Raw genomic sequence first — 25,538 nt, 5'->3', positions numbered from 1 at the left:
CGCGGCTCCGGCCGCCGGGACACCGGCGGCGGCGAAGGTCGACTCGGCGCTGCGCGCCGTCGCGGACGTCCGCCGGGCCGGCAGGGACGTCGGCGCGGCCGCCCGGAAGAAGGGGCTGCTGACGAGCCCCCCCGGCGCGGTGCTCGCCGACGTGCAGGTCGACGGGAGCGCCGCCGACGCCGCCGCTGCGCTCCGGCACGCCGGGCTCGAGCATGCGCTCGTCGCGGACGCCGCGCCGTACGTCACCTTCGAGGGCTGGGTCGACCCGGCGCGGCTGGACGACATCGCGGCGCTCGGCCTCGTCCGCAACATCTCCTCGGTGCCGCCGGCCGGGTCCGACTACGGCCCGACGATGACCGAGGGGGAAGCGCGCAGCGGCGGCCCCGCCGCCCGCGCGCTCGGCCCGACCGGGGCGGGGGTGAAGGTCGGCATCGTCTCGGACTCCTTCGACGAGGCCACCGGCGCCTCGTCGTTCGCGTCGCCGGAGTTCCCGGGGCCGGTCTCGATCCTCTCCGACGACGACAACCTCGGGCTCGACGAGGGCCGGGCGATCGGCGAGGTCGTCGCCGACGGCGCGCCGGGCGCGAGCCTCGTGTTCGCGTCGGGCACCGCGGGGGAAGGTCCGGTCGGCAAGCGGACGGCCATCGAGCAGCTCGTCGCCCAGGGCGCCGGGGTCATCGTCGACGACGTCTACTTCCTGCAGGAGCCGTTCTTCCAGGACGGGATCATCGCGCAGGCCGTCGAGGCCGCCCGCGCGGCGGGGGTCGTCTACGTCGCCTCGGCGGGCAACCGTGGCCGGCAGAGCTGGGAGGGGACGTTCACCCCGCTGACCGGCGCGACGAACACCGACGAGGCCTTCGCGCCCGGCGACTCCTACCAGACGGTCGCCGTCGTCCCGGACGGCGCCTCGGTGGACCTCGAGCTGCAGTGGGCCGAGCCCTGGGGCAACGCGGCGACCGACCTGAACGCCTTCCTCGTCAACGCCGCCGGCGTGAGCACCGTCCTCGACACGTCGATGACCGACAACGTCCCGAACGGCAACCCGCGCGAGCATCTCCACTGGACGAACACGACGGGCGCCACGACGACGGTCGCCCTCCGGATCCGCCGGACGGCCGGCACGACCGGGACCCCGCTCATGAAGTACATCGTGCAGGGCAGCGCGCCCGTGTCCTTCCCGATCCAGCACCCGACGGCCTCGCCGGCGATCAACCCCGACGCGGCCTCCGCGCGTGGCGCCGTCACCGTGGGCGCGGTCCGGTGGACCGACCCCGGCGTGGACACCCCGGAGCCGTACAGCTCCCGCGGACCGGTGACCCGCCGCTTCGACGCGGGCGGCGGCGTCCTCATCACGCCCGAGGTCCGTCAGAAGCCGCAGGTGGCCGGCGCCGACTGCATCTCGACGAGCGTCGCGACGCCTCCGCGCGCGGCGTCGCCCGGTGTGCCGGCGGTCCCCGCGCACAGCTTCCAGACGTTCTGCGGCACGAGTGCGGGCGCCGCCTCCGTCGCCGGGATCGCCGCGCTCGCCCGCTCGGCGAAGCCGTCGCTCACCGCCGACCAGGTCACGGCGCTGCTCACCCAGCCGGGGTTCGCGATCGACTGCACCGCGACGGCCGGCGCGCCGGACCCCGACTGCGGCACGGGCTTCCTCCTCGCCGACCGCGTCGTGCGCGCGGCGCTGGACGCCACGCCGCCGGTCGTCGTGCCGTCGCTCACACCGGCGACGCCGCAGGGCGACAACGGCTGGTACACGAGCCCCCCGACGGTGAGCTTCGCCGTCGGCGACCCGGACTCGCCGGTCTTCGCCACGAGCGGCTGCGACACGCGCCCGGTGACGACGCAGGGCAGCACGGCGGTGACGTGCCTGGCCACGAGCGCCGGCGGGACGACGACGCTGCCGGTCACGGTCATGCTCGATACGGTGCCGCCCGGCACGCCCACGGCCACCGGCATCGTGCCGGGCCGCAGGTACCCGGCGAACGAGCTGCCGAAGGCGCCGGGCTGCCGGGCGACGGACAGCGGCTCGGGACTCGCCCGGTGCGGCCTCACCGCGGCGCTCCGCCACACGGTCGGGCCGCACGTCGCGACGCTCCTCGCCCGCGACCGCGCCGGCCTCGTCTCGACCGCCGCGCTGCCCTACACCGTCGGGCACGCCGACCGCATCCGCCCGCGGCTCGTCATCGCGCTGTCGGCGGCCCGGCCGACGGTCCACCGGCTCGCGCTCGGCCTGCACGTCCGCGCGACGAAGCTCCCGGCGGGCCGGCTCACGCTGCGGCTGCTGCGGGCGCGGCGCGTCCTCCTGCGGACGGCGGTGCGGGCCCGGCGCGGACGCGTCACCGCGATCCTGAAGCCGCGCACGGCCCGGCAGCGCACGGCGCTACGGGGCGCCCGCGGCGCGACGGTGAGGCTCGAGGCGACGTACATCGCGACGTCCGGCAGCACCGCCCGCAGCCGCTACGCGAAGACGGTCCGCCGGCTGCGCTGACGGCCCGATCGCCGTCCGAGGGTGTCGCGGTCAGGCGGTGGCGGTCGCGGCGCGCAGGCGCCGGGCGGGCAGGACGAGCAGCAGCACGCACGCGACGGCGCCGACCGCGCCGATGCCGGCGCCGACGCCGAACGCGCGCTGGTAGCCGTCGGTCAGCGCCGTGAGGTGGGGGACCGTCCCGGCGACGTGCGCCGTGCGCTGGGTGGCGAACGTCGCGAGCAGCGCGAGCCCGAGCGAGCCGCCGACCTGGCGGAAGGTGTTCACGAGGCCGGACGCGAGGCCGGACTCCGCGCGGGCCACGCCGGTGGTCGCGGCGATCGTCACCGGGACGAACGAGAAGCCGATGCCGGCGGCGCACAGGATCGACGGCGCGAGCACGTCGCCGACGTAGGTGCCGTCGGCGCTCACGCCGGTGAACAACAGCATGCCGAGCGTGATCGACGCCATGCCGGCGGCGAGCACGGGGCCGGGCCCCAGGCGGTTCGTCAGGCGCGAGGCGAGCTGCGAGCACAGGACGATCGACGCCGTCATCGGCAGGAAGGCGAGGCCCGCGCGGATGGGGGAGTACCCCAGGACACGCTGGAGGTAGAGGCTCACGAAGTACCACATGGCGAACGACGAGCCGCCCATGCACAGGACGACGACGTTCGCGCCCGTCACCGGCCGCGACCCGAAGATCCGCAACGGCATGAGCGGGGCCGTCGCGAGCCGGCCCTCGATGACGAGGAAGACCGCGAGGAGGGCGACCCCGGCCCCGACGATCCCGAGCGTGTACCCCGAGCCCCAGCCGTGCTGCTCGGTCCCGACGATGCCGTAGGTCAGCACGACGAGGCCCGCGGTGACGGCGACGGCGCCCGCGGCGTCGAACCGCCGCCGCGCGGCGGGGTTGACGGAGCGCGGCACCATGACCCGCAGCGCCGCGACGCCGACGGCGAGGCCGACCGGGACGTTGATGAGGAGGATCCAGCGCCAGGAGAGCGACTCGGTGAGGATGCCGCCGAGCAGTGCGCCCGTGGCTCCGCCGACGCCGCCCATGGCGCCCCACAGGCCGAGGGCGCGGTTGCGCTCGGCGCCCTCGGTGAACGTCGTGGCGAGGATCGAGAGCGTCGCGGGGGCGACGACGGCGCCGCCGAGCCCCTGGACGGCGCGGGCGGCGACGAGCATCCCGCTGCCCTGGGCAACGCCGCCGATGAGCGAGGCGACCCCGAAGAGCGAGAGGCCGGCGACGAACACCTCACGCCGCCCGATGAGGTCCGCGGCCCGGCCGCCGAGGAGGAGGAAGCCGGCGAAGGTCAGCGTGTACCCGTTGACGACCCACTGCAGGTCGGCGTCGGAGAATCCGAGGTCGGCCTGGATCGACGGCAGCGCGACGTTCACGATCGAGACGTCGAGGATGACCATGAACTGCGCGAGGCAGCAGAGGGCGAGGATCAGCGAACGGCGACGGTCTTCGGTCACGTCGCCAATAGTTGCACAGGCAATCACCGCTGTGTGGTGCCGTGGGCGCGCCCGGAGCCGCCAGGACACCGTCGTCGTTGCACTCCTGACCGCGGAGCGGATACAACCGGGCGATGAGACAGCTCACGAGCCTCGACGCGCAGTTCCTCGCGATCGAGAGCCCCACGACCACCGGCCACGTCGGCGGTCTCGCCGTCTTCGACCCGTCGACGGCGCCGGGTGGGGTCGTGACGCTCGACGGCGTGCAGGCGATGCTCCGCGAGCGCCTGCACCTCCTGCCGCCGCTGCGCTGGCGCCTGGCGGAGGTCCCGCTCGGCCTCGACCGCCCGTACTGGATCGAGGACCCCGACTTCGAGCTCGAGTTCCACGTCCGCGAGCTCGCGTTGCCCGCGCCGGGCAGCGACGAGCAGCTCGCCGAGCAGGTCGCCCGGATCAGCGCCCGGCACCTCGACCGCGCCCGCCCGCTGTGGGAGCTCTACCTCATCCACGGCCTCCCGGACGGCCACGTCGCGGTCCTCACGAAGATGCACCACGCGATGATCGACGGCATGTCCGGGGCGGAGATCATGGGCATCCTCTTCGACCTCGGCCCCGAGGGCCGCGAGTTCCCCGACGCGCCGGACGAGCTCCACGGCGAGCAGGCCCCCGGACAGATCGAGATGCTCGGCCGGGGCGTGGCCGCCCTCCCGCTGCAGCCGCTGCGGATGTTGCGCGCGGCGCCCGGCGTCCTGCCGCACCTCGACGTCGCCCCGTCGATCCTCGGCATGCCCGGGGCCGAGACGATGAGCCGCACCCTCTCGCGCATGCGCAACATCGCGAACGGCACCCGCGACGGCGACGTCCTCGAGCGGCCGAAGATGCGGGCGCCGAAGACGACGTTCAACGGCAAGATCTCCCCGCACCGGCGCTTCACCTTCGGGTCGCTCTCGCTGCCGGCGGTCAAGGCGCTGAAGAAGCACTTCGGCGTGACGGTCAACGACGTCGTCGTGAGCCTCTCGACGACGGCGATCCGCCAGTGGCTCATCGCGCACGACGAGCTCCCGGACGAGCCGCTGCTCGCGCAGATCCCCGTGTCCGTGCGCACCGACGAGGAGCGCGGCACCTACGGCAACAAGATCAGCATCATGATCGCGCCGCTCGCGACGAACGAGCCCGACCCCGTCGCGCGCCTGATGGCCACGCACGAAGCGATGAAGGCGGCGAAGGACCGCCATCGCGCGCTCCCGGCGTCCGCGCTGCAGGAGATCACGCAGTTCATCCCGCCTGCGGTCAACGCGCGCGCCGCCCGCGTCGCGCTCCAGATGGGCACGCGCCAGGGGATGCGCCCGCTCTACAACGTCGTCATCTCGAACGTCCCGGGGCCGCCGATCCCGATCTACATGGTGGGCGCCGAGCTGCAGCACAACTACCCCGTGTCGGTCATCACCGACGGCGCCGGTCTCAACATCACCGTGCTGAGCTACCGCGATCACCTGGATTTCGGGATCATCGCCGACCGCGGCCAGATGCCCGACCTCGCGATGATGATGGACTCGCTCCGCGGAGCCCTCGCCGAGCTCGAGGCGGCCGCCGCGGCCGGATGATTGCCACCATGGGGGGGTGAACACGCCCCTCCACGTGCCTGCTCGTCCCCGTTCCGCGCGTCGCTCGCGGCGCCTGCGCGGCGCCGTCGCCGCGCTCTGTCTCGCCGGCGGCCTGGCCGCCGGCGCCGGGTGCGGCGGCAGCTCCTCGCCCGTGAGCGAGACGAGCCCGTCGATCTCGACGCCGTCGACGACGACCTCCGCGACCGACACGTCCGCGACCGTCGGGACGACGACCACGACGACCGCCGCCACGACCGCGGGCACCACCGCCGCGACGACGCCGACGAGCACGACCACGAGCACGAGCGCCGACGACGGCGGCGTGTCGGCCGACGGGGCGACGACGAGCACGACGGGCACCGGCACGACGCCGGCGCAGACCGTCACCGGGACCGGCACGACGACCGCCGCACAGGACCCGAACTGCAAGGCCGGCACCGGCCCCGGGCACCCGGACAAGCCGCAGTGCGAGCCGATCGCCGGGCCCGACTCGCGCGACGAGGGCCCGTGAGCGTGCGGGCCGGGGCACGGCGACCCCCGGCCCACCCTCACGCCCGGCGCCTGCGCGCGACCCGCTGAGCGTCAGACGACGACCGCGTCCTCCGCGCCCTCGGCGGCGGGCGGGAACTGGGGATTCATCTGCTCGAGCGTGTCGACGAGGATCTGCAGGACCGCCCAGTTGCGGTACCAGTTGCGGTCGGCCGGGACGACGTACCACGGGGCGTGGCGGGCGGTCGTCTGGCCGAGCGCCTCGCCGTAGGCCTCCTGGTAGGCGTCCCAGTGGTGGCGCTCGGAGAGGTCCGCCGGGTTGAACTTCCAGCGCTTCTCCGGGTTGTCGATCCGCTCCTGCAGCCGCTCCTTCTGCTCCTCGGCGGAGATGTGGAGCATGATCTTCACGATCGTGGTGCCCTCGGCGTGGAGGAGCTCCTCGAACGCGCGGATGCGCGCGTAGCGTCCCCGCCACACGGCCTCGGGGACGAGGTCGTGCACGCGGACGACGAGCACGTCCTCGTAGTGGCTGCGGTTGAAGACCGTGATGTCGCCGTCGGACGGCACCTGCGCGTGCACACGCCAGAGGAAGTCGTGCGCGAGCTCCTCCGGCGTCGGGGCCTTGAAGCTCACGACCTTCACGCCCTGGGGGTTGACGCCCTCGAAGACCGCGCGGATCGTGCCGTCCTTGCCGCCGGCGTCCATCGCCTGCAGGACGACGAGCAGCGACCGGGAGCCCTCGGCGTAGAGCTTGGCCTGCAGCTCCGCGAGGCGGGCGCGGAGCGTCGCCGTGTGGGCCTTGGTCGCGTCCTTGTCGCCGGGGGCGCCGGTCTTGGCCGACGCGTCGCGGGCGCTGAGATCGACCGGACGCCGCGACGTGACGCGCCAGCGGTCGGAGACGGGGCGGGCGGCCATGCTCTACCCCTCGCCCAGGCGGACGCGGGTCGGCAGCGTCAGGCGGCCCGCGCCGTAGTCGACGACCGGGCGTCCGCCCAGCGTCCTCGGCTGGTGCCACGACACGGCGAGCGGCGCGGTCTTCCCGGGGGCGATCGTCACCTCGATGCCGAGGCGGCTGAGCTCGCCCGGCGGGATGGGGTCCGGCTTCTGGAAGGCGCCGTAGAGGCCGTGGGCGTACCCGGCGGCGAACTGCCCGGTCGTGACGAGCCGGCGCCCGTCGGGCAGGCGGACCTTCAGCGCCGAGGCGTCGAGCTTCAGCGGCCGGCCGGACGTGTTGCGGACGGTCCCGACGACGATCCGGTCATCCGGCAGCGCCTTCGTGCGGAACACCTGCGGCGCGGCGGTCCACGCGAGCGCGCCGGCCGTGCGCGAGGTCGATCCGGCGCCCGAGCCCGAGCCCGAGCCGCAGCCCGCCGCGGCGAGGGCCGCCGCGACCGCGACCGTGACCGCCACGGGCCGGAGCTGCGCGGGCGGCCTCACGCCGGCTTCCTCGGGGTCGTGAACCAGTCGCAGCCGGGCGGGCTCGGCATGTTCTTCGGGTCCCACGCCGCGCACGAGATCATCGGCGCGAGGACCGCGAGGTTCGTGGGCATGACGATCGGGCTGCCGGGGCAGCCGGGGAGGATCGCCGGCATGGACTGATGCCCGGCGCCCGACCGCAGCCGGTTGCCGTCGAAGCAGTTGCCCGAGCCCTCCGAGTCCCAGGTGAAGTCCCGGCCGTTCGGCATCCGCGTGCCGTCGCTGCCGGCGCCCATGAGGTTGTCGATGAAGCGGTTGCCGTTCGAGGTGTCGAGCTGGTGCGCGGGGTCGAGGTCGCCGCGCAGCGCCGCCGGCACCGCGAAGAGCAGGATGCCCTGGCGCCAGTTGTCGTAGATGTCGTTGTCGCGGATGAGGTTGCGGTTGCCGCCCGCGATGATGATCCCCGTGCCGACGGGCACCTGGAACTGCGGGCAGACCATCGTCCGCGGCCGCAGGACGAACGGGGTCGCCCCGCAGTACTTCTGCTTCGCCGTCTCGAAGAAGTTCACGTTGTTCGAGTGGATCCGGTTGCGCTCCCACTTCACGCACTCCTGGGGCATGCCGGGATGGCCGGCCGCGAACGAGTCGGTCGAGAGGCCGGTGGCGTTGTCGTGGAAGTCGTTGTCGTGCACCCACGTCGAGTTGCCCGCCGTGCCCGAGTAGCCGAGCGTGTTGCCGTAGCTGTCGGAGTGGCGGATCTCGATCGAGTAGAACGCGCAGCCGCGGTTGCCGGTGCCGTTGGCGGCGGCCGTCCCGACGAGCGCGCCACACGTGCCGTAGGCGTTCGGGTTCGTGTTGCAGCCCTTCTCCGTCGACCCGGGGTAGATGCCCGAGTCGCCGTTGCCGTATGCGGTGACGTGGTCGTAGAGCCCGTTCGTGGAGGTGAACGAGAGGATCCCGTAGTCCTGCCCGTACCGGGCGACGACGTCGTGGATCTGGAAGCCGTTGACCTCGACGAGGTCGAGGTTGTTGAAGGCCGACTGCTCGACGGTGAAGTGCGCGAGGTAGATGCCCCAGGCCCGGTCGACGCGCAGGACGTCGCTCTTCTTGCGGTCCCCGCGGATGAGGACGTCGCCGGCGCGCTTCCCGAGGCCGACGATCTGCAGGTTGCACTTCTGCAGGCACTTGGGCAGCGACGGGTGCAGCGGGTCGGCCTCGTGCGTCGGGTCGCCGATGACCTCGATGAGGTTCTTCGCGTTCGGGCACGTCGTCTGCAGGTTGCGGTCGGGGCGGACCGGCGGGTCGTTCGAGCGCGGGCCCACCGGCGGCGGCGCGTCGTTGCCGAAGCCCTCCGTCACCACGTAGTCGTTGCCGCACGTCGAGCCGTCCTTGTACGTGCCGGTCGGCACCATCCGGCTCGGCATCTCCTCGTAGACGCCCGGCATGATCAGGACGCGGTAGTTCGACTTCGCGGCGTTCACCGCGGCCTGGATGTCGTGGAAGCGGCAGCGCCTGAGGGTCTTCAGCCGGCTCTTGAGCAGACGCCGGTTGCCGCGGAACTCGTGGACGAGCTTCGCCTTCGAGCTCGCCTTGCAGACGACGACGCTCGGGCCGCTCGATCGCGCCACCGGGATGCCGCCGGGCGCCGGCGGCTTGAGGTCGACGGACGGGAAGGACGTGCCCCGCTCCGGGTGGGCCACGGCCGTCGTGGGGAGCACCGCCGCGACCGCGAGCACGACGAGCACCACGAGGAGTCTGCGCATGGGCGCAAGCATACGTGCGCGTTCACGTGTCCGGGCCGACTGCCTGTTCGCACCGGCCGGCCCGCGATACGGTCGCAGGCGTGGACGCCCAGCCGCATCGACGGTTCGCCGGGACGCTTCCGGCCGACGACACGCACCCGTACCGCACGGGCGCCTGGCGACCGCAGAGCACCGAGTGGGACGCGACGGGGCTCACGGTCATCGGCGACCTGCCCGAGCTGAGCGGCGTCTACCTGCGGAACACCGAGAACCCGCTGCACGACGCCCTCGGCCGCTACCACCCGTTCGACGGCGACGGGATGGTCCACGCGCTCCATCTCCACGACGGCCGGGCCGACTACCGCAACCGCTTCGTCCGCACGAAGGGCTTCGAGGCCGAGCTCGAGGCCGGGCGGCCGCTGTGGCCCGGCGTCACCGAGTCCCCGGCGAAGGCGCTGCGCCCGAGCCCGGGGCCGAGCGCCCGGACGGGGACGAAGGACGCGTCGAGCACCGACGTCGTCGTCCACCGCGGGCGGGCGCTGACGAGCTTCTACCTCTGCGGCGACCTCTACGCGATGGACCCGCGGACGCTCGAGCAGCTCGGTCCCGAGACGTGGGACGGCGCCTTCCCGGCCGAGGGCGTCTGCTCGCACCCGAAGGTCGACCCGCTCACCGGCGAGCTGCTGTTCTTCAACTACGGGACCGCGTGGCCGTACCTGCACTTCGGCGTGGTCAGCGCCGCCGGCGAGCTCGTCCACTACGCGCCCGTCCCGCTGCCCGGTCCGCGCATGCCGCACGACATGGCGTTCACCGAGCACTACGTCATCCTCCCGGACCTCCCGATGTTCTGGGACCCGGCGGCGCTCGCGCGCGGCCTCTACGTCAACCGCTGGCACCCGGAGCTGCCGGCCCGCTTCGCGGTGGTCCCGCGCCGCGGCGGGGCCGAGGACGTCCGCTGGTTCGAGGCTTCCCCGACGAACGTGCTGCACTGGATCAACGCCTACGAGGAAGGCGAGGAGATCGTCCTGGACGGCTTCCACCAGGGCTGCCCCGACCCGCGGCGCGACGGCGACGACCGCTGGACGACCACGGCGCGCTACCTCGACGCGAACGAGCTGCAGACCCGCCCGCACCGCTGGACGCTGAACCTCGCCACCGGCCGCACGACCGAGCGGTTCCTCGACGACACCTACCGCGAGTTCGGGATGATCAACGCCGGCCGCGGCGGACGCCCGTACCGCTACGCGTACACGATGACCGCGGAGCCGGGGTGGTTCCTCTTCAACGGGCTCTCGCGCTTCGACACGCACACGGGCGCGGCGCAGGAGTGGCGCTTCCCGAAGGGCGTCTACGCGAGCGAGTCGCCGATGGCCGCGCGCGCCGGCGCGACGGCGGAGGACGACGGCCACGTCCTGACCTTCGTCACCGACCTGAACACGGACTCCTCCGAGTGTCAGATCTTCGACGCGTCCGACGTCAGCGCGGGGCCGGTGGCACGGATCCTGCTGCCGGAGCGGATCGCGAGCGGGACCCATACGGTGTGGGCACCGGAGGAGAGCCTGGGCTGAGGACCGCGGCGGGCGGCTCGCGGTTCACGGGCAGCCCGGCCACCGGCGGTGTGGGCTCCGGCGGCTCGGGCGGGTCGTTCAGCGCGCAGCCGACGGGCCCGCCGAGACGGCGGTGCACGCGGGCCGCGACCGTGCAGCCGAGGATGAGCGCGTGCGCGAGCACCGAGCAGGAGAAGACGAGCACCGCGAGCGTCACGAAGACCGTCGTGACGGTCACCTTCGCCTGGCCGTCGACGTAGACGCCGATGACCCACGGCAGCAGCTGCAGCGCCGCGGCCGGGATGACGGCGCCCGCGAAGGCCGCCTGCCAGCGCAGGCGGCGGGGCCCGGACAGCCGTAGGAGGATCGCCACCGCGACGATCGAGACGGCGGCGGGGATCCAGCCGCCCCAGGAGATCGCGTGGGGGACGGGGATGCGGCTGAGCAGCTGGCCGGCGGCCTGGGCGCCGACGACGAGCGCGAGGAGCAGGCCGGCGACGCCGCCCGCGAGCCCGACCTGCCGCAGCTTGCCCTGGAGCGGGCCCGGCCGGCGCCAGTCGAGCTGCTGCGCGAGGACGCGCTCGAGGACCGCGACGGCACCGGAGCACGTCCACAGCATCGTCACGACCGAGAAGAGGATGAGGACGGGGGAGTCGCGGCGCGCCTGGCGCACGAGGTTGATGATCTGGCTGCGGAGCGCCGGCGGCAGCACCCGGGCCGCGTGCTCGGTCGCGAGCTGCCCCTCGGTGTAGTTCCCGAAGAAGAGCGCGCCGAGGACCGTCAGGCCGAGCGCCACCGGGACGAGGCTGATGAGGAGGTAGTACGTCAGGGCGGGTGCCTCGACGGCCAGGCCGGGGCGCCACCAGAAGGCGTCGGCCTTCTCGACCGCACGGCCGGCGGCGCGTTTGAGGACACCCATCCGACCATTGTGGAGCCTCTGCACGCGCACCGCCGCCGGGGCCACGATCCGTCCTGCCCGGGCGGATAGCCTGAGGGCGTGTCCGACGTCAGCGCAGTGACCTCCGATCCGGCCACGAACGGGGAGGGGACCCGCCGCTCGCGCCCCGCGATCCTCGTGGTGGACGACGAGCCCGCGGTCCTCGCCGCGGTCGCCCGCGACCTGCGGCGCGGCTTCGGGGAGCGCCACCGGATCCTCCGCGCCGGGTCGGGCGCCGAGGCGCTCGAGATCCTCCGCGAGCTGCGCACGCGCGGTGACCAGGTCGCCCTGCTCATCGCCGACCAGCGGATGCCCGGCATGGCCGGGACGGCATACCTCGTCGAGGCGCGCAAGCTCTTCCCCGAGGCCCGGCGCGTCCTCCTGACCGCCTACGCCGACACGGAGGCGGCGATCGCCGCGATCAACGAGGTCGCACTCGACTTCTACCTGCTGAAGCCCTGGGACCCGCCGGAGGAGCAGCTCTACCCCGTCCTCGAGGATCTGCTCACCACGTGGGAGGCCGGCGCCGCCCTGGAGGCGGGGGGATTGCGTGTCATCGGCCATCGGTTCTCGAAGGATTCGCACGATCTCCGTGATTTCCTTGCGCGCAACCGCGTGCCGGCCCGCTGGCTGGACGTCGAGCGCGACGCCGAGGCGCGCGCGCTGCTCAAGGTCACGGGCGTCGCGGACGACCGCCTGCCGGTCGCGCTGCTCGAGGACGGGACGGTGCTCGAGCGCCCGACGGTGCTCGAGCTCGCCGAGCGCGTGGGCGGCCTGACGGTGACGCCGGCCGAGGAGCACTACGACCTCGTCATCGTCGGCGGCGGCCCGGCCGGGCTCGCGGCGGCGGTGTACGGCGCCTCCGAGGGGCTGCGGACGATCATGGTCGAACGGCAGGCGCCGGGCGGGCAGGCGGGGCAGTCGAGCCGGATCGAGAACTACCTCGGCTTCCCGGTCGGGCTGTCGGGCTCGGACCTCGCGCGCCGCGGGACCGATCAGGCCCGGCGGCTCGGCGCCGAGCTGCTCACCGTCCGCGACGCCGTCGCGCTGCGGGTCGAGGGCGCGGGCCGGATCGTCGAGCTCAGCGGCGGCGCGACGCTCAGCGCCTCGTGCGTCCTCGTCGCCTCCGGCGTCTCCTACAACCAGATGACCGCGCCCGGCTTCCCCGAGCTCACCGGCGCGGGCGTCTACTACGGCGCGGCGATGACCGAGGCCCGCGCGTGCGAGCGCCAGCAGGTCGTCGTCATCGGCGGGGCGAACTCCGCGGGCCAGGCCGCGGTGCACTTCGCGGGCTTCGCGAACAAGGTGACGATGCTCGTCCGGTCGACGGTCGCGAGGTCGATGTCGCACTACCTCATCGAGCAGCTCGCGGCCCTGCCGAACGTCGAGATCCTCGAGGGGACCGAGGCCGTCGCCGTCCACGCGGACGCCGGGCGCCTGCGGCACCTCGACGTGCGTCACGCCGACGGCACCGTCGCCCCGATGGAGGTCGACGCGTGCTTCGTCTTCATCGGGGCCGCCCCGCGGACCGACTGGCTCGCCGGGACCGTCGCGCGGGACGAGCTCGGCTTCATCCTCGCCGGACCGGTCGTCCGCGAGCACGGCTGGCCACTGCAGCGCGACCCGGCCCTGCTCGAGACGAGCGTGCCCGGCGTCTACGTCGCGGGCGACGTGCGGGCCCGCTCGATCAAGCGCGTCGCCAGCGCGGTCGGCGAGGGCTCGATGGCGGTCTCGCTCATGCACGAGTACCTCGCCGGGGCCTGAGCGGTGTCCGGGCCGCTGACCGTCAAGGACCTCTGCGTCGTCGACCTCCTCCACGGGCTGGAGCGGGAGCAGCTCGCGGAGTGGCTCGCCGTCGCCGAGGGCCAGGACGTCGCGGCCGGCGGGATCATCGTCGAGCAGGGCGTCCCCGCCCCGGGGGTGCACCTCCTGCTCGAGGGGACGGTGGAGATGTTCATGGTGTCCGACGGGCGGGCCGAGCCGATGGGCTACCAGCACGCGCCGACGTGGATGGGGGCGATCGGGGTCCTCACCGAGAACCCGATCTTCGTGCGGACCCAGGCCCGGACGGACTGCCGCCTCGCGCTGCTGCCCGCCGACGACTTCCGCCGCCTCGCGCTCGCCCACCCGGCCGTCCACGGGCGGGTCATGCGCCAGATCGCGCCGGTCATGCAGCGCGTCCAGGCCATCGAGTCCAGCCGCGACCGCCTCGAGTCCCTCGGGACGATGGCGGCGGGGCTCGCGCACGAGCTGAACAACCCGGCAGCCGCGGCCAAGCGCGCCTCGGCGCAGATGGCCGAGGCGCTCGACGTCCTCTCCTCGACGCTCGGCATGTTCGTCGACGCCGGGATCGAACGCGCCGACGCGCAGGTGCTGAGCGAGCTGCAGCGCGAGGCGCTGGCCCGGGCGGCGGGCCTCACCGCGCTCTCGGCGCTCGACGCGGCCGACGCCGAGGACGCGATCGCCGAGCGCCTGGAGGACCTCGGCGTCGAACAGGCGTGGGAGATCGCGGAGCCGCTCGCGGCCGCCGGCCTGGACGAGGCGTGGCTCGAGCAGGTCGTCACCCACGCCGGGCCGGCGCTCGATGCCGCGCTGCGCTGGGTCGCGGCGGCGCTCACGGCCCGCGGCCTCGCCGCCGAGCTCCGGGAGTCGACCCGGCGGATGTCCGAGCTCGTCGGCGCCGTGAAGGCCTACGCATACATGGACCGCGGCGCCGTCGTCGAGGTCGACCTCCACGAGGGCCTGGAGACGACGCTCACGGTCCTCGGGCACAAGCTCAAGCAGACGACGATCCGCGTCGTCCGCGACTACGACCGCGCGCTGCCGCACCTCACCGTCCGCGGATCCGAGCTCAACCAGGTGTGGACGAACCTCCTGGACAACGCGATCGACGCGCTCGGCGAGTCGGGGACGATCACGCTCACCACCCGCCGCGACGGGGAGCGCGCGCTCGTCGAGATCGCCGACGACGGGCCGGGCATCCCGGACGAGGTCGTCGCCCACATCTTCGACTCGTTCTACACGACGAAGGACGTCGGCCGCGGGACCGGGCTCGGCCTCGCGACCGCCCGGCGCATCGTCGTCGACCGCCACGGCGGGTCGATCATCGTCGGCTCCGAGCCGGGGCGGACAGCCTTTCGCGTGTGGCTGCCGCTGACGGCCCCGGACTGATCGCGGCACCACGAGCGGCGTGCGGCCGAGTGGGACATATGAGCCCACTCGGCCGCACGCCGCACCCGCGGGGGCGGGGCGGGCGGGCGGGGCGGGGGCGGGGCGGCGAGCGGGGCGGCGCTACTCGACCGTCACGCTCTTGGCGAGGTTGCGCGGCTGGTCCACGTCGCGCCCGAGCAGCATCGACGCGTGGTAGGCCAGGAGCTGGAGCGGCACCCCGAGGAGGACCGAGTCGAGCTCCGGCTCATTCTTGGGGACGATGAGGGTCTCGTCGGCGAGGCCCGCGAAGGGGCTGTGGCCGACGGCGACGACCGGCCCGCCGCGGGCCTTGATCTGCTCCATCGCCGACCGGTTCTTGTCGATGAGGTGGTCGTCGGGGGCGATGACGACCGTCGGCATCTCGGGGGAGATGAGCGCGAGCGGGCCGTGCTTCAGCTCGCTCGCCGGGTAGGCCTCGGCGTGGACGTAGGAGAGCTCCTTGAGCTTCTGGGCGCCCTCGAGCGCGATCGGGTAGCCCCGCACGCGGCCGATGTAGAAGGCGGACGGCGCGTCGGCGAAGCGCTGCGCGGCCTGGCGGACGACCTCCTCGTCCTCGAGGACCGTCGCGATCTGGTCGGGCAGGCGCTCGAGCCCGGTGATGAGCCGCTTGCCGTCGGCGGGGGAGAGGTCGCGCACGCGGCCGAGGTGGAGCGCGAGCAGGGCGAAGGCGACGACCGACGCATTGAACGCCTTCGTCGACGCGACCGAGACCTCGGGGCCGGCGTGGAGGTAGATGCCGCCCTCGCAGGCGCGGGCGATCGAGGAGCCGACGACGTTCACGACGCCGAGCACGCGGCCGCCCTTGCGCTGGACCTCGTGCACGGCGGCGAGCGTGTCGAACGTCTCGCCCGACTGCGATACCGCGAGGTAGAGCGTGTCGGGGTCGATGACCGGGTTGCGGTAACGGAACTCCGAGGCCGGCTCGGCGTCCGCCGGGAGCCGGGCGAGTGACTCGATGAGCTCCGCGCCGACGATGCCCGAGTAGTAGGCCGAGCCGCAGCCGAGGATCTTCACCCGGCGGATCGTCCGCAGGTCGCGCGCGCTCAGCTCGATGCCGCCGAGGTGCGCGGTGGCGAAGCGCTCGTCCAGTCGGCCACGGAGCGTCCCGGCGACGGCCTGGGGCTGGTCGGCGATCTCCTTGCGCAGGTAGTGCTCGTAGCCGCCCTTCTCGTAGTCCTCGACGTCGCCCTCGATCTCCTGGGGCTCCTTGTCGGTCTTCTTGCGGTCGAGCGTCGAGGTCGTGAAGCCGTCGGCGGTGAGGACGGCCATCTCGCCGTCGTCGAGGAAGACGACCTGCTGCACGTGCTTGACGAGCGCGGCGACGTCGGACGCGACGAGCATCTCGCGGTTGCCGATGCCGAGGACGACCGGCGACCCGTTGCGGGCGACGACGATCCGGTCCGGCGTGCGCGTGTCGATGACCGCGATGCCGTAGGCGCCCTGCACGCGGCGCAGCGCCTCGCGGACCTTGTCCTCGAGCTCGGGCTGCGTCGAGCGCCCGACGAGGTGGGCGAGGATCTCGGTGTCCGTGTCGGAGAGGAACTCGACGCCCTCGCGCTCGAGCTCGGCGCGGAGGGAGTCGGCGTTCTCGAGGATGCCGTTGTGGACGACGGCGACATGCTCGTCGGCGTCGACGTGCGGATGGGCGTTGAGGTCCGACGGCGGGCCGTGGGTCGCCCAGCGCGTGTGCCCGATGCCGATCGGCCCGGCGACCTTCTTCGGCAGGCCGTCGAGCAGGTCGCGGACCTTGCCCTCGGCCTTGGCGACGCGCAGCGTGCCGTTCTTCACGGCCGCGACGCCCGCGGAGTCGTAGCCGCGGTACTCGAGCCGCTGGAGCCCTTCGATGAGGAGCGGGACAGCGTCCTGCCGCCCGACGTATCCGACGATGCCACACATGCTGTCCTGCTCCTATCCGTAGATGACCCGGCGGACCTGCCGTTCGCTGAGGCGCGGGCCGGGGACCGGCCGCGCCGCCAGTTCGTCGGCGATGCGCGAGTACGCCCGGGCGTTGGGGACGCCCCGGTCCTGCAGCTCGCGGTGTCGCCGGCGGACGAACGCCTCCGGCGACTCGGCAAACCACGCCACGACCTCGTCCACGACCCGCTGCGCCTCGCTGCGCCGGAGCGGCAGCGCCCGCTGCAGGTGGTCCAGCAGCGGTTCGAGCGGATCGGGGTCCTCGGTCACGGCGTCGAGGAGTGTTACACAACAATCGCCCGTCGGTGACGCGAGTTGCCCGTTATCGGGCAGAATCCGCAGAAACTCGGCGAACGGAGGGCGAGCAGGCGGTCACGGGGTGAAGGCCGCCCGGACGGCGGCGCCCCCGCGGGCCGCGAGCTCCGTCCCGCCGAGCGTCCCCGCCTCGAGGAGCTCCCGCGCGGCGTCGACCACCGCGCCGAGGGCGGTGAAGGCGAACATCCCGCCGACGGACACCCGGGCGACGCCGACGGCCGCGAGCTCGCGCCCCCCGGGCCCGCCGGGACGCAGCAGGACGTTGACGGGCCGCGGGACGGCGTCGACGACGGCGCGGATGTCGTCGAGGTCCGTCGGCCCGGGGGCGTACACGACCTGCGCGCCCGCCTCCGCGTAGGCCCGGAGGCGGGCGATCGTGTCATCGCGCGTCTGGCCGGGCTCGCGCAGGTGCGCGTCGCAGCGGGCCGTGACGACGAAGTCCGGGCCGGCCCCGGCGACCGCGGCGGCGACCCGGGCCGCCGCCTCGTCGATCGTGAAGGTCCGCGTCCCGTCCCAGTCCTCGATGGAGCCGCCGGCGAGGCCCGTCGCGGCGGCGAGGCGGAAGGTCTCGGTGACCTCGGCCTCGGTGGCGCCGAACCCGTGCTCGAGGTCAGCGCTCACCGGGACGCCCGCCGCGGCGACGAGCTCGCGGGCGTGCGCGAGGGCCTCGTCGCGCGTCACGCCCCCGTCGACCCGGCCGAGGGTCGCCGCGAAGCCGCTGCTCGTCGTCGCGAGGGCGGCGAAGCCGAGGTGCTCGAAGAGGCGGGCCGAGCCGATGTCCCACGGGTTCGGGAGCAGCAGCGGGTCGCCGGGGCGGTGCAGGTCGAGGAAGGCGCTCATGGCGGACAGTCTCGCCGCTGCGCGCGCGGGGCGCGGCCGTCAGGTCAGCAGGGCGGGCACGCGATCGCCGGCGCGTTCGTCCTCCCACGCCCGCCGCGCGGCGTCGAAGCCGTCCCAGTCGGGCCCCAGGTCGCCGGCGGGGCCCGGGTCGCGCGGGCGCTCGGGGTCCGGGCGGTGCAGCCCGCCGCCGCCACCGCCGTCCCCGTCCGCGCGCTCGTCCGGCGGCCGCGGCGCGACGCGGTGCTGCCCGGCCGCGACGAGCGCGGCGCACATCAGCGCCGCGGCCGCGACGCTCAGCGTCGCGTCGACACGCAGCGCGAGCGCCGTGAGGGCGTAGAGGACGTAGCCGATGATCCCCGCCAGGACAGTGAGCACGCCGCCGGCGACGACGCCGAGCAGCGCGCGCTCGACGACGGACGGCGCGAGCATGCTCCCCGCGGTGAGCAGGGCGAGCGCGGCGGGCAGGATCCACAGGGCGGGCACGAGCGGGGCGGCTTCCTCGGGGCGGGGGCGGGCGGGGCGTGGCCCGTATGCTACGGGGGCGTACCTTTACGGCGCAAGTCCCGCTGCCGTCGTCCGCACGACGGGCTCGCCGGCGGCGTCGGAGGCGTCGAGGTCGATCGTCGCGACGATCGCGGCGTCGTGGTGGCCCTCGGGGTCGTCGAGGATCTGGCGCACGGTCCACACGCGGCCCTCGGTCCCCGGCGGGTCGCGATCGACGAGCAGCAGGCGCGGCGAGCGCGCGTCGGGACCGGTCCCGATCGCGGGGTACTCGGCGCGGATCTCCTCGCCGGCGGCGCGCCACTCGTCCTCGCCCATCGTCACGCGGGCCGGCGGCTCGGTCAGCGCGGCGGAGGCGGCCTCGAGCGCGGCGAGCGCAGCGGCGTCGCCGGCGGCGAGCAGGCGCACCCGCTGGAAGAGGGCGTTGCGCACCATGACCATGAAGGCGCGCTCGTTCGCGGTGATGGGGCGCGGCGGCGGCTCGGGCTCGCCGGCCGCCGCGGCGGCCGCGGCACGGGCGACCGCCTCGGGGTCGGTCAGTGCCTCCCACTCGTCGAGCAGGCTCGAGTCGGTCTGGCGGACGGTCTCGCCGAGCCACTCGACGATCTCGTCGAGCTCGTCGGTCTTCACCTCGTCGGGTACGGTCCGGCGCAGCGCGCGATAGGCGCTGGACAGGTAGCGCAGGACGAGGCCCTCCGAGCGCGCGAGCCCGTAGAACGCGACGGTCTCCGTGAACGTGCGCCCGGCCTCGTACATGTCGCGGACGACCGACTTCGGCGAGAGGTCGGACTCGCGCACCCACGGGTGACGCTCGCGGTAGCTGATGAGCGCGGCCCGGAGCGGCTCGGCGAGCGGCTGCGGGTAGGTGACCTCCTCCAGCAGCTCCATCCGCTCGTCGTACTCGATGCCCTCGGCCTTCATCTCGGCGACCGCCTCGCCGCGCGCCTTGTGCGCCTGGGCCATGAGCACGGGGAACGGGTCGTCGAGGATCGCCTCGACGACCGAGACGACGTCGAGGGTGTACGTCTCCGCGTCGGGGTCGAGCAGGCCGAAGGCGACGAGCGCGAACGACGCGAGCGGCTCGTTGAGGGCGAAGTCGTCCTGGAGGGCGAGCGCGAGCTGGAGCGTGCGGCCGTCCTCGTCGGGCTCGGGCAGCCACTCCAGGACGCCCGCGCGGACGAGCTCGTCCCCGAGCGCCTGGGCCTGGTCGGAGAGCTTGCGGCGGCCGCGCTCGTCCTCGTGGTTGTCCTCCATGAGCGCGCGCATCGCGGCGACCGGATCGGTCGGCTGGCGGACGACGTTGAGGATCATCGCGTGGTCGACGCGCATCTTCGAGACGAGCGGCTCGGGGGCCGCGTCGCGGAGCCGGTCGAACGTCTCCTCGGTCCACGTGACCGCGCCGTCGGCCGGCTTCCTCACCTGGATCTTGCGGCGCTTCTTCGGGTCGTCCCCGGCCTTCGCGAGCGCCTTCGCCCGCTCGATCGCGTGGTCCGGCGCCTGGACGACGACGTGCCCGGAGGTGTCGAACCCGGCCCGGCCGGCGCGCCCGGCGATCTGGTGGAACTCGCGCGCCTTGAGCATCCGGTGGCGGCTGCCGTCGTACTTCGCGAGGCTCGTGAAGACGACCGTCCGGATCGGGACGTTGATCCCGACCCCGAGCGTGTCGGTCCCGCAGATGACCTTCAGGAGCCCGGCCTGCGCGAGCTGCTCGACGAGCCGCCGGTAGCGCGGGAGCATCCCGGCGTGGTGGACGCCGATGCCGCTGCGCACGAGCTTCGACAGCGTGCGGCCGAACCCGGCGGTGAAGCGGAAGGCGCCGAGGGCCTCGGCGATCGCGTCGCGCTCCTCGCGGGTGCAGAGCTTCGCCGAGAGGAGCGACTGGGCGCGCTCCATCGCCGACGCCTGGGTGAAGTGGACGACGTAGATCGGCGCCTGACGGGTGGCGACGAGCTCCTCGAGCAGCTCGTGCAGCGGCTGCAGCGACCAGGCGTGCGTCAGCGGGACGGGCCGCTCGGCGTTCGCGATCGTCACCGTCTCGCGGCCGGTGCGCGCGGTGAGGTCCTCGGCGATGCGCTCGACGTCGCCGAGCGTCGCGGACATCAGGAGGAACTGGGCCTGGGGGAGGGTGAGGAGCGGGACCTGCCACGCCCAGCCCCGCCGGCCGTCGGCGTAGTAGTGGAACTCGTCCATGACGACCTGCCCGACGTCGGCGGCCGCCCCCTCGCGCAGGGCGATGTTCGCGAGCACCTCGGCGGTGCAGCAGATGATGGGGGCGCCGGCGTTGACGGCCGCGTCGCCGGTGAGCATCCCGACCTCGGTCGAGCCGAACGTCTCGCAGAGGGCGAAGAACTTCTCGGAGACGAGCGCCTTGATCGGCGCGGTGTAGTACGTCCGGCGCCCGTCGGCGAGCGCGGCGAGGTGGGCGGCGACCGCGACGAGCGACTTGCCCGAGCCGGTCGGTGTCGCGAGGACGACGTTGCTCCCGCTGAAGAGCTCCATCGCTGCCTCGTCCTGGTGCGGGTAGAGCGTCAGGCCCTGCTCGTCCGCCCAGGCGAGGAACGCGTCGTAGAGGGCGTCCGGGTCGGACGTCGGGGGCAGGGCCGCGGTGAGGCTCATCCGTGCCGGGCACGCTAGCGCGCCGGGCGCGCGTGGCCGCGTCCGCCGCGTGTCCGGCCGTGCCGCCCCTACAGCGGCTGCAGGTCGATCGGCAGGCCGTTCCCGGGGAACGGGCCCGTCCCGAAGTCGATGACCGGCTCGTAGCCGGCGGGCACCGTCCAGCGGTAGCGGAGCAGCAGCTGGTGGAGGATCGCCTTGACCTCCATGGAGCCGAAGTGCATCCCGATGCACTTGTGGACGTTGCCGCCGAACGGCGCCCACGCGTACTTGTGCGAGCGGTCCTCGGCGCGCTCCGGGCTGAAGCGCTCGGGGTCGAAGGTGTCCGGGTCGCGCCACCACGGCTCCATGCGATGGCTCGGGTAGATCGCGAGCATGACCTTCGTCCCCTTCGGCACGAAGCGGCCGTCGATCGCCGTGTCCTTCAGCGTCTCGCGGGCGAGCATCCCGACCGGGGCGTTGATGCGCAGCGTCTCCTTGAACGCGAGGTCCATGTCGGGCAGGCGCTCGACGTCGTCGTAGCCGATCGTCGCCTGGCCGAGGCCGCGGGACTCGGCCCGCAGCCGCTCCTGCCACCCGGGTGGCGGGCGAGGTAGTAGCCCATCATCGCGAGCGTGATCGTGCTCGTGTCGTGGGCGGCCATCATCGTGAAGATCATGTGGTTGACGATGTCCTCGTCGGCGAAGCGCTCGCCGTCCTCGCTCACCGCGTGGCAGAGGACGCTGAAGAGGTCGTCGCCGGTCCCCGCGCGCTTCTTCGGGATCTGCGCGCGGAAGTAGTCCTCGAGCATCCGCCGGCTCTGCAGGCCGCGGTGCCACTTGCCGCCCGGCACGTCGGCCCGCACGACGGCCTGGCCGCCGACGACGACGTCGATGAACGCCTCGTTGATGCGGTCGGCCTGGGCCCCGATCTGCTCGCCCATGAAGACCTCGGTGGCGATGTCGAGCGTCAGCTGCTTCGCGGCCTCGTAGAGCTCGAAGCCCGGCCCCGGGCGCCAGGCCGCGATGCTGCGGGCGATCGTCGCGTTGACCTTCTCGAGGTAGGCGAGCAGGCGGTCGCGCTTGAAGGCCTGCTGGAGGATGAGGCGGTGCTGGCGGTGCTCCTCGAAGTCCATGAGCATGACGCCGCGCTCGAAGAACGGGCCGATGAAGTAGTCCCAGCCCTCCTTGTTCGCGAAGGCCCGATCGCGGTTCGTCAGCACCGTCTCGATGGCGTCCGGGCCGAGGGCGATGACGAGCGGCGTGCCGAACGCGTTCGACCAGAACACCGTCCCGTACAGGGCGTGGAAGCGCCGTGAGTGCTCGAGGCTGCTCTGGAGGAAGCCGAGCGTGTGGCGCGCGGAGCGTCGGGTGCCGGGCGGCGACCGCCAGGATCTCGTCGGCGAACGGGGCGGGCCCGACCGAGGTGTAGAAGAAGTCGACCCGGTGGGCGAGGTCGCCGTCGAGGGCGCGCAGCCAGGAGAGGAACGGGGCCACGCCGACGCCGCCGGCGATCCACACCTGGTGGGCGGTGCCCTTCTGGTGGCTGAAGCGCCCGTGCGGGCCGCCGATGACCGCGGGCATCCCGGGCTCGAGCGTCCGGTGCAGCCCCGACGTGTAGTCGCCGAGCGCCTTGACGGTGACCCGGACGATCCCCTCGTGCGGGGCGCTCGCGATCGTGAACGGGTGGCGGTGCCAGCCGTCCTTGCCCTCGAGGTAGACCATCGCGAACTGACCGGGGACGTACTCGACGTGGCGGCCGAGCGGGCGCAGCGCGATCTCGACGAGGCCGTCGTGCACCTCGCTGACCGACGCGACCTCGTAGTCGTGGAGCGAGAGGAAGAACCGGGCGAGGACCTCGCGGTAGACGTAGAACGCCAGCCCGGTCCCGCCGATCGCGACGTAGGTCCAGCGCAGCAGCGGCGCCCCGGCGAACGGCGTGCCGTCCAGCAGGCCGTGGAGGAAGCCCGCGGCGACGAACAGCCCGGTCAGCCGGTGCAGCGCCCGCCAGCGCTCGTACCCGCCGAAGAGCCGGCGGACCTCCGCGATGCCCGGGGCGTCCCGCGCCGCCAGGACGACGGGGCGGACCGCGCGGGGGACGACCGACTGCCAGCGCGGGAGGATCGCCCACAGGGCCAGGGCGACCATACCGATCGCCCCGATGGCGCCGAGCGGGCCGCCGAGGCCGCCGCCCCCGTCGCCCGAGGACATGAGCACGTGGGGGGCGAGGAGGACGACGCCCGCGATGGCGAGCCTCCGGTGCCAGATCGCCGCGCGGTCGATCCCGTCGAACCACTCCTCGACCCACGGCAGCGTGCTGATGAGCACGAGCGCGATCGACAGCAGGAGAATCGCCTCCGCGCCGAGGAACTGCCCGGCGAAGCTCCCCGTGGACTGCCCGGCGGGCCGGTCCGCGATCCAGAGGACGGCGAGCGCGACGATGAGGACGACGATCGTGGCGGGCCCGACCTCGCGGGCGACGAACTGGGGGCGGGGGATCGGCACCCGGCGTCTCGCGTCGTCCATGGTCAGGTTCTCGCAGCCACCGGCGCGGCCGTCATCCGCGCCGAGCCGTGGCGTCGCTGCGTAGATGCCCGCAGCGGGCGGTGCTCACGCGACCTGTGCCGCCGCATGGCCCGACGCCCACGCCCATTGGAAGTTGAAGCCGCCCAGGTGGCCCGTGACGTCGAGCACCTCGCCGATGAAGTACAGGCCGGGGCTCTTGACGGACTCCATCGTCTTCGACGATACCTCGCGGGTGTCGACGCCGCCGAGCGTGACCTCCGCGGTGCGGTAGCCCTCGGTGCCGGCGGGCACGACCGGCCAGGCGCCGAGCGTGTCGGCGATGCCCCGCAGCTCGGCCGGCGTGTACCGCTTCATCGGCCGCGACGTGAACCAGCGGTCGGCCAGCAGGGTCGCCATCTTCTTGGTGAAGACCTCGCCGAGCACGGTCTTCAGCTCGCTGTCGGGGCGCGCGGCCTGGCGGCCCTGGAGCCACTCGAGGACGTCGTGGTCGGGCAGCAGGTCGATCGTCACGGTGTCGCCCGGATGCCAGAACGACGAGATCTGCAGGATGGCCGGTCCGCTGAGGCCGCGGTGGGTGAAGAGGATGTTCTCGCGGAAGCTCTCCTCGCCACAGCTGACGACGGCGGCCACCGATGTGCCGGTCAGCTCGGCGCACAGCTCCTTGAGCTCACCCGAGGTGGTGAACGGCACGAGACCCGCGCGGGTCGGGAGCACCGTGTGGCCGAAGCGGCGTGCGATCTCGTAGCCGAAGCCGGTGGCGCCCAGGGTCGGGATCGACAGGCCGCCGGTGGCGATCACGACCGACGACGCCGTGACCTCGCCGAGGTCGGTGTCCAGCACGTAGCCGGCGTCCGCCCGCGCGATCTCGCGGACCGCGGTGGTCACGTGCAGCTCGACGCCGGCCTGCCTGCACTCGTCGAGGAGCAGGTTCAGGATGTCCTTCGAGCGGTTGTCGCAGAACAGCTGGCCGAGCTTCTTCTCGTGGTACGGCACGCCGTGCCGGTCGACGAGCGCGATGAAGTCCCACGGCGTGTAGCGCGCCAGGGCCGACTTGCAGAAGTGCGGGTTCCGCGACGAGAAGTTCGCCGGCTCCGCGTACATGTTCGTGAAGTTGCAGCGGCCGCCCCCGGACATGAGGATCTTCTTGCCGGGTTTGTTGGAGCTGTCGAGGAGCAGCACCCGGCGGCCACGCGCCGCCGCGGTCATCGCGCACATCAGGCCGGCAGCTCCTGCGCCGATGATCACGACGTCGGTCGAGCGCATCACCGGCCGGATCTTCGCAGCGCCGCGGGCCTGCTGCTCGTCGCCCTCGGCAACTTCCAACCATCGAACTGGGCCGCCCGATCGTCAATGCTCGATAACGGTCGTTATGACAACTTTCGGGAAGAGGCGGGGATCAGGCGGCGGCCGCCAGGTGCTCGAGAGCCCCTTGTGGGCCTGGTAGCCGGCGACGCCGATGAGCACCGCGCCGGCGATGCCGACGAGCAGCGGGCCCATCGACCAGTCGAGGACGCCGCCGGTCGCCTTCCTCGGCGTCCCCGACCCGGTGCGCGCGCCGGTGAGGATCTTCACCGCGGTGACGCAGAGGACCGTGTACGCGACGCCGCTGGCCAGCGCGGCGACCCGGTCCCCGCCGTCGTCGTGCTGCTCGCGGCCGTGGCCGACCGCGGCCCGGAACAGGCGCCAGAACGCGTACCCGCCGAGCCCGATCGCGACGAGGACGAGCAGCGTCTTGCCGAACGGCCGGTCGGCGATCGCCTTCAGGGCGCCCTGCTGGTTCGTCGCCTCGCCGCCGCTGCCGAGGGCGAGCTTCAGCGCGAGGATCCCGATGACCGCGTAGACGGCGCCGCGGGCGGCGAGCCCGGCGCGGGCCAGCCACTCGAACTGCGGTCGGCGCGCGACGGTCGCGATGCTGCGCATGCCGATCGGGGTACCCGGTGGACGGCGAGGCCACTCCGACCCCGCCGAGAACATCCGTCCGGGC

The 25,538-nt window shown here is 73.6% G+C and carries 18 protein-coding genes and 2 pseudogenes; 6 read left to right on the top strand and 14 right to left on the bottom strand.

Translation table 11 applies throughout. The annotated features are described in order from the left end of the window. Positions 1-139: 139 nt before the first annotated feature. On the top strand, positions 140-2,485 hold the full coding sequence (locus tag NBH00_RS15960) for a S8 family serine peptidase (RefSeq protein ID WP_254569586.1): 2,346 nt from the start codon (positions 140-142) through the stop codon (positions 2,483-2,485). A 30-nt stretch (positions 2,486-2,515) separates the two neighbouring features. Here NBH00_RS15960 and NBH00_RS15955 read toward each other — a convergent pair whose 3' ends face one another. Next, complete coding sequence (locus tag NBH00_RS15955; RefSeq protein WP_254569585.1) at positions 2,516-3,943, bottom strand: MFS transporter; 1,428 nt, start codon at positions 3,941-3,943, stop codon at positions 2,516-2,518. Positions 3,944-4,056: 113 nt separating this feature from the next. Here NBH00_RS15955 and NBH00_RS15950 point away from each other — a divergent pair, with 113 nt between their 5' ends. Both NBH00_RS15950 and NBH00_RS15945 read left to right on the top strand, forming a co-directional pair. Next, on the top strand, positions 4,057-5,526 hold the full coding sequence (locus NBH00_RS15950; protein WP_254569584.1) for a WS/DGAT/MGAT family O-acyltransferase: 1,470 nt from the start codon (positions 4,057-4,059) through the stop codon (positions 5,524-5,526). A 16-nt stretch (positions 5,527-5,542) separates the two neighbouring features. After that, positions 5,543-6,037: a hypothetical protein gene (locus NBH00_RS15945; protein WP_254569583.1), complete on the top strand. Its 495-nt coding sequence runs from the start codon at positions 5,543-5,545 to the stop codon at positions 6,035-6,037. 71 nt (positions 6,038-6,108) lie between these two features. Here NBH00_RS15945 and NBH00_RS15940 read toward each other — a convergent pair whose 3' ends face one another. Genes NBH00_RS15940 through NBH00_RS15930 form a run of 3 tightly spaced genes read right to left on the bottom strand, consistent with a single transcriptional unit; the run spans position 6,109 to position 9,194 of the window. Beyond that, a complete protein-coding gene (locus NBH00_RS15940; protein WP_254569582.1) occupies positions 6,109-6,930 on the bottom strand; it encodes a polyphosphate kinase 2 family protein in 822 nt (273 codons plus the stop codon). A gap of 3 nt (positions 6,931-6,933) precedes the next feature. Then, positions 6,934-7,452: a hypothetical protein gene (locus NBH00_RS15935; RefSeq protein WP_254569581.1), complete on the bottom strand. Its 519-nt coding sequence runs from the start codon at positions 7,450-7,452 to the stop codon at positions 6,934-6,936. Further along, a complete protein-coding gene (locus NBH00_RS15930) occupies positions 7,449-9,194 on the bottom strand; it encodes a right-handed parallel beta-helix repeat-containing protein (RefSeq protein WP_254569580.1) in 1,746 nt (581 codons plus the stop codon). Before NBH00_RS15930 ends, NBH00_RS15935 begins: the two co-directional genes overlap by 4 nt. A gap of 80 nt (positions 9,195-9,274) precedes the next feature. On the opposite strand from NBH00_RS15930, the gene NBH00_RS15925 reads away from it, so the two are divergent. After that, positions 9,275-10,741 (top strand): carotenoid oxygenase family protein, encoded by a 1,467-nt coding sequence (locus NBH00_RS15925; protein WP_254569579.1) that lies wholly within the window; start codon positions 9,275-9,277, stop codon positions 10,739-10,741. Here the strand turns inward: NBH00_RS15925 and NBH00_RS15920 are convergent. Then, entirely contained in the window at positions 10,650-11,639 is a 990-nt protein-coding gene (locus NBH00_RS15920; protein WP_254569578.1) for a YihY/virulence factor BrkB family protein, read from the bottom strand. The genes NBH00_RS15925 and NBH00_RS15920 overlap by 92 nt on opposite strands. 78 nt (positions 11,640-11,717) lie before the next feature. On the opposite strand from NBH00_RS15920, the gene NBH00_RS15915 reads away from it, so the two are divergent. Both NBH00_RS15915 and NBH00_RS15910 read left to right on the top strand, forming a co-directional pair. Further along, entirely contained in the window at positions 11,718-13,421 is a 1,704-nt protein-coding gene (locus NBH00_RS15915) for an NAD(P)/FAD-dependent oxidoreductase (RefSeq protein ID WP_254569577.1), read from the top strand. 3 nt (positions 13,422-13,424) lie between these two features. Beyond that, positions 13,425-14,828 (top strand): sensor histidine kinase, encoded by a 1,404-nt coding sequence (locus NBH00_RS15910; RefSeq protein WP_254569576.1) that lies wholly within the window; start codon positions 13,425-13,427, stop codon positions 14,826-14,828. Between the two features lie 120 nt (positions 14,829-14,948). Here NBH00_RS15910 and glmS read toward each other — a convergent pair whose 3' ends face one another. From glmS to NBH00_RS15870, 9 genes and pseudogenes are all read right to left on the bottom strand, one after another. Next, on the bottom strand, positions 14,949-16,763 hold the full coding sequence (glmS, locus tag NBH00_RS15905) for a glutamine--fructose-6-phosphate transaminase (isomerizing) (RefSeq protein ID WP_254569575.1): 1,815 nt from the start codon (positions 16,761-16,763) through the stop codon (positions 14,949-14,951). A 12-nt stretch (positions 16,764-16,775) separates the two neighbouring features. Continuing rightward, on the bottom strand, positions 16,776-17,051 hold the full coding sequence (locus tag NBH00_RS15900; RefSeq protein WP_254569574.1) for a hypothetical protein: 276 nt from the start codon (positions 17,049-17,051) through the stop codon (positions 16,776-16,778). A gap of 102 nt (positions 17,052-17,153) precedes the next feature. Then, positions 17,154-17,936, bottom strand: a complete 783-nt coding sequence (locus NBH00_RS15895; protein WP_254569573.1) for an isocitrate lyase/PEP mutase family protein — start codon at positions 17,934-17,936, stop codon at positions 17,154-17,156. Positions 17,937-17,975: 39 nt separating this feature from the next. Then, entirely contained in the window at positions 17,976-18,419 is a 444-nt protein-coding gene (locus NBH00_RS15890; RefSeq protein ID WP_254569572.1) for a hypothetical protein, read from the bottom strand. Positions 18,420-18,485: 66 nt separating this feature from the next. Further along, complete coding sequence (locus tag NBH00_RS15885) at positions 18,486-21,053, bottom strand: DEAD/DEAH box helicase (protein ID WP_254569571.1); 2,568 nt, start codon at positions 21,051-21,053, stop codon at positions 18,486-18,488. Between the two features lie 68 nt (positions 21,054-21,121). Continuing rightward, positions 21,122-22,317 (bottom strand): annotated as a pseudogene (locus tag NBH00_RS15880) (cytochrome P450). Positions 22,318-22,627: 310 nt separating this feature from the next. Continuing rightward, positions 22,628-23,176 (bottom strand): annotated as a pseudogene (locus NBH00_RS25555) (ferredoxin reductase family protein); the annotation flags it as partial. A gap of 462 nt (positions 23,177-23,638) precedes the next feature. Next, positions 23,639-24,817: a BaiN/RdsA family NAD(P)/FAD-dependent oxidoreductase gene (locus NBH00_RS15875; RefSeq protein ID WP_367401337.1), complete on the bottom strand. Its 1,179-nt coding sequence runs from the start codon at positions 24,815-24,817 to the stop codon at positions 23,639-23,641. 84 nt (positions 24,818-24,901) lie between these two features. Next, a complete protein-coding gene (locus NBH00_RS15870; protein WP_254569569.1) occupies positions 24,902-25,474 on the bottom strand; it encodes a DUF1206 domain-containing protein in 573 nt (190 codons plus the stop codon). Between the last annotated feature and the right edge of the window lie 64 nt (positions 25,475-25,538).

Origin of the sequence: Paraconexibacter antarcticus (assembly GCF_024220175.1) — a bacterium.
Lineage (GTDB): Bacteria > Actinomycetota > Thermoleophilia > Solirubrobacterales > Solirubrobacteraceae > Paraconexibacter > Paraconexibacter antarcticus.
The sequence above is the reverse complement of the archived record's forward strand: the minus strand, read 5'-3'. Positions and strand labels throughout refer to the sequence as shown.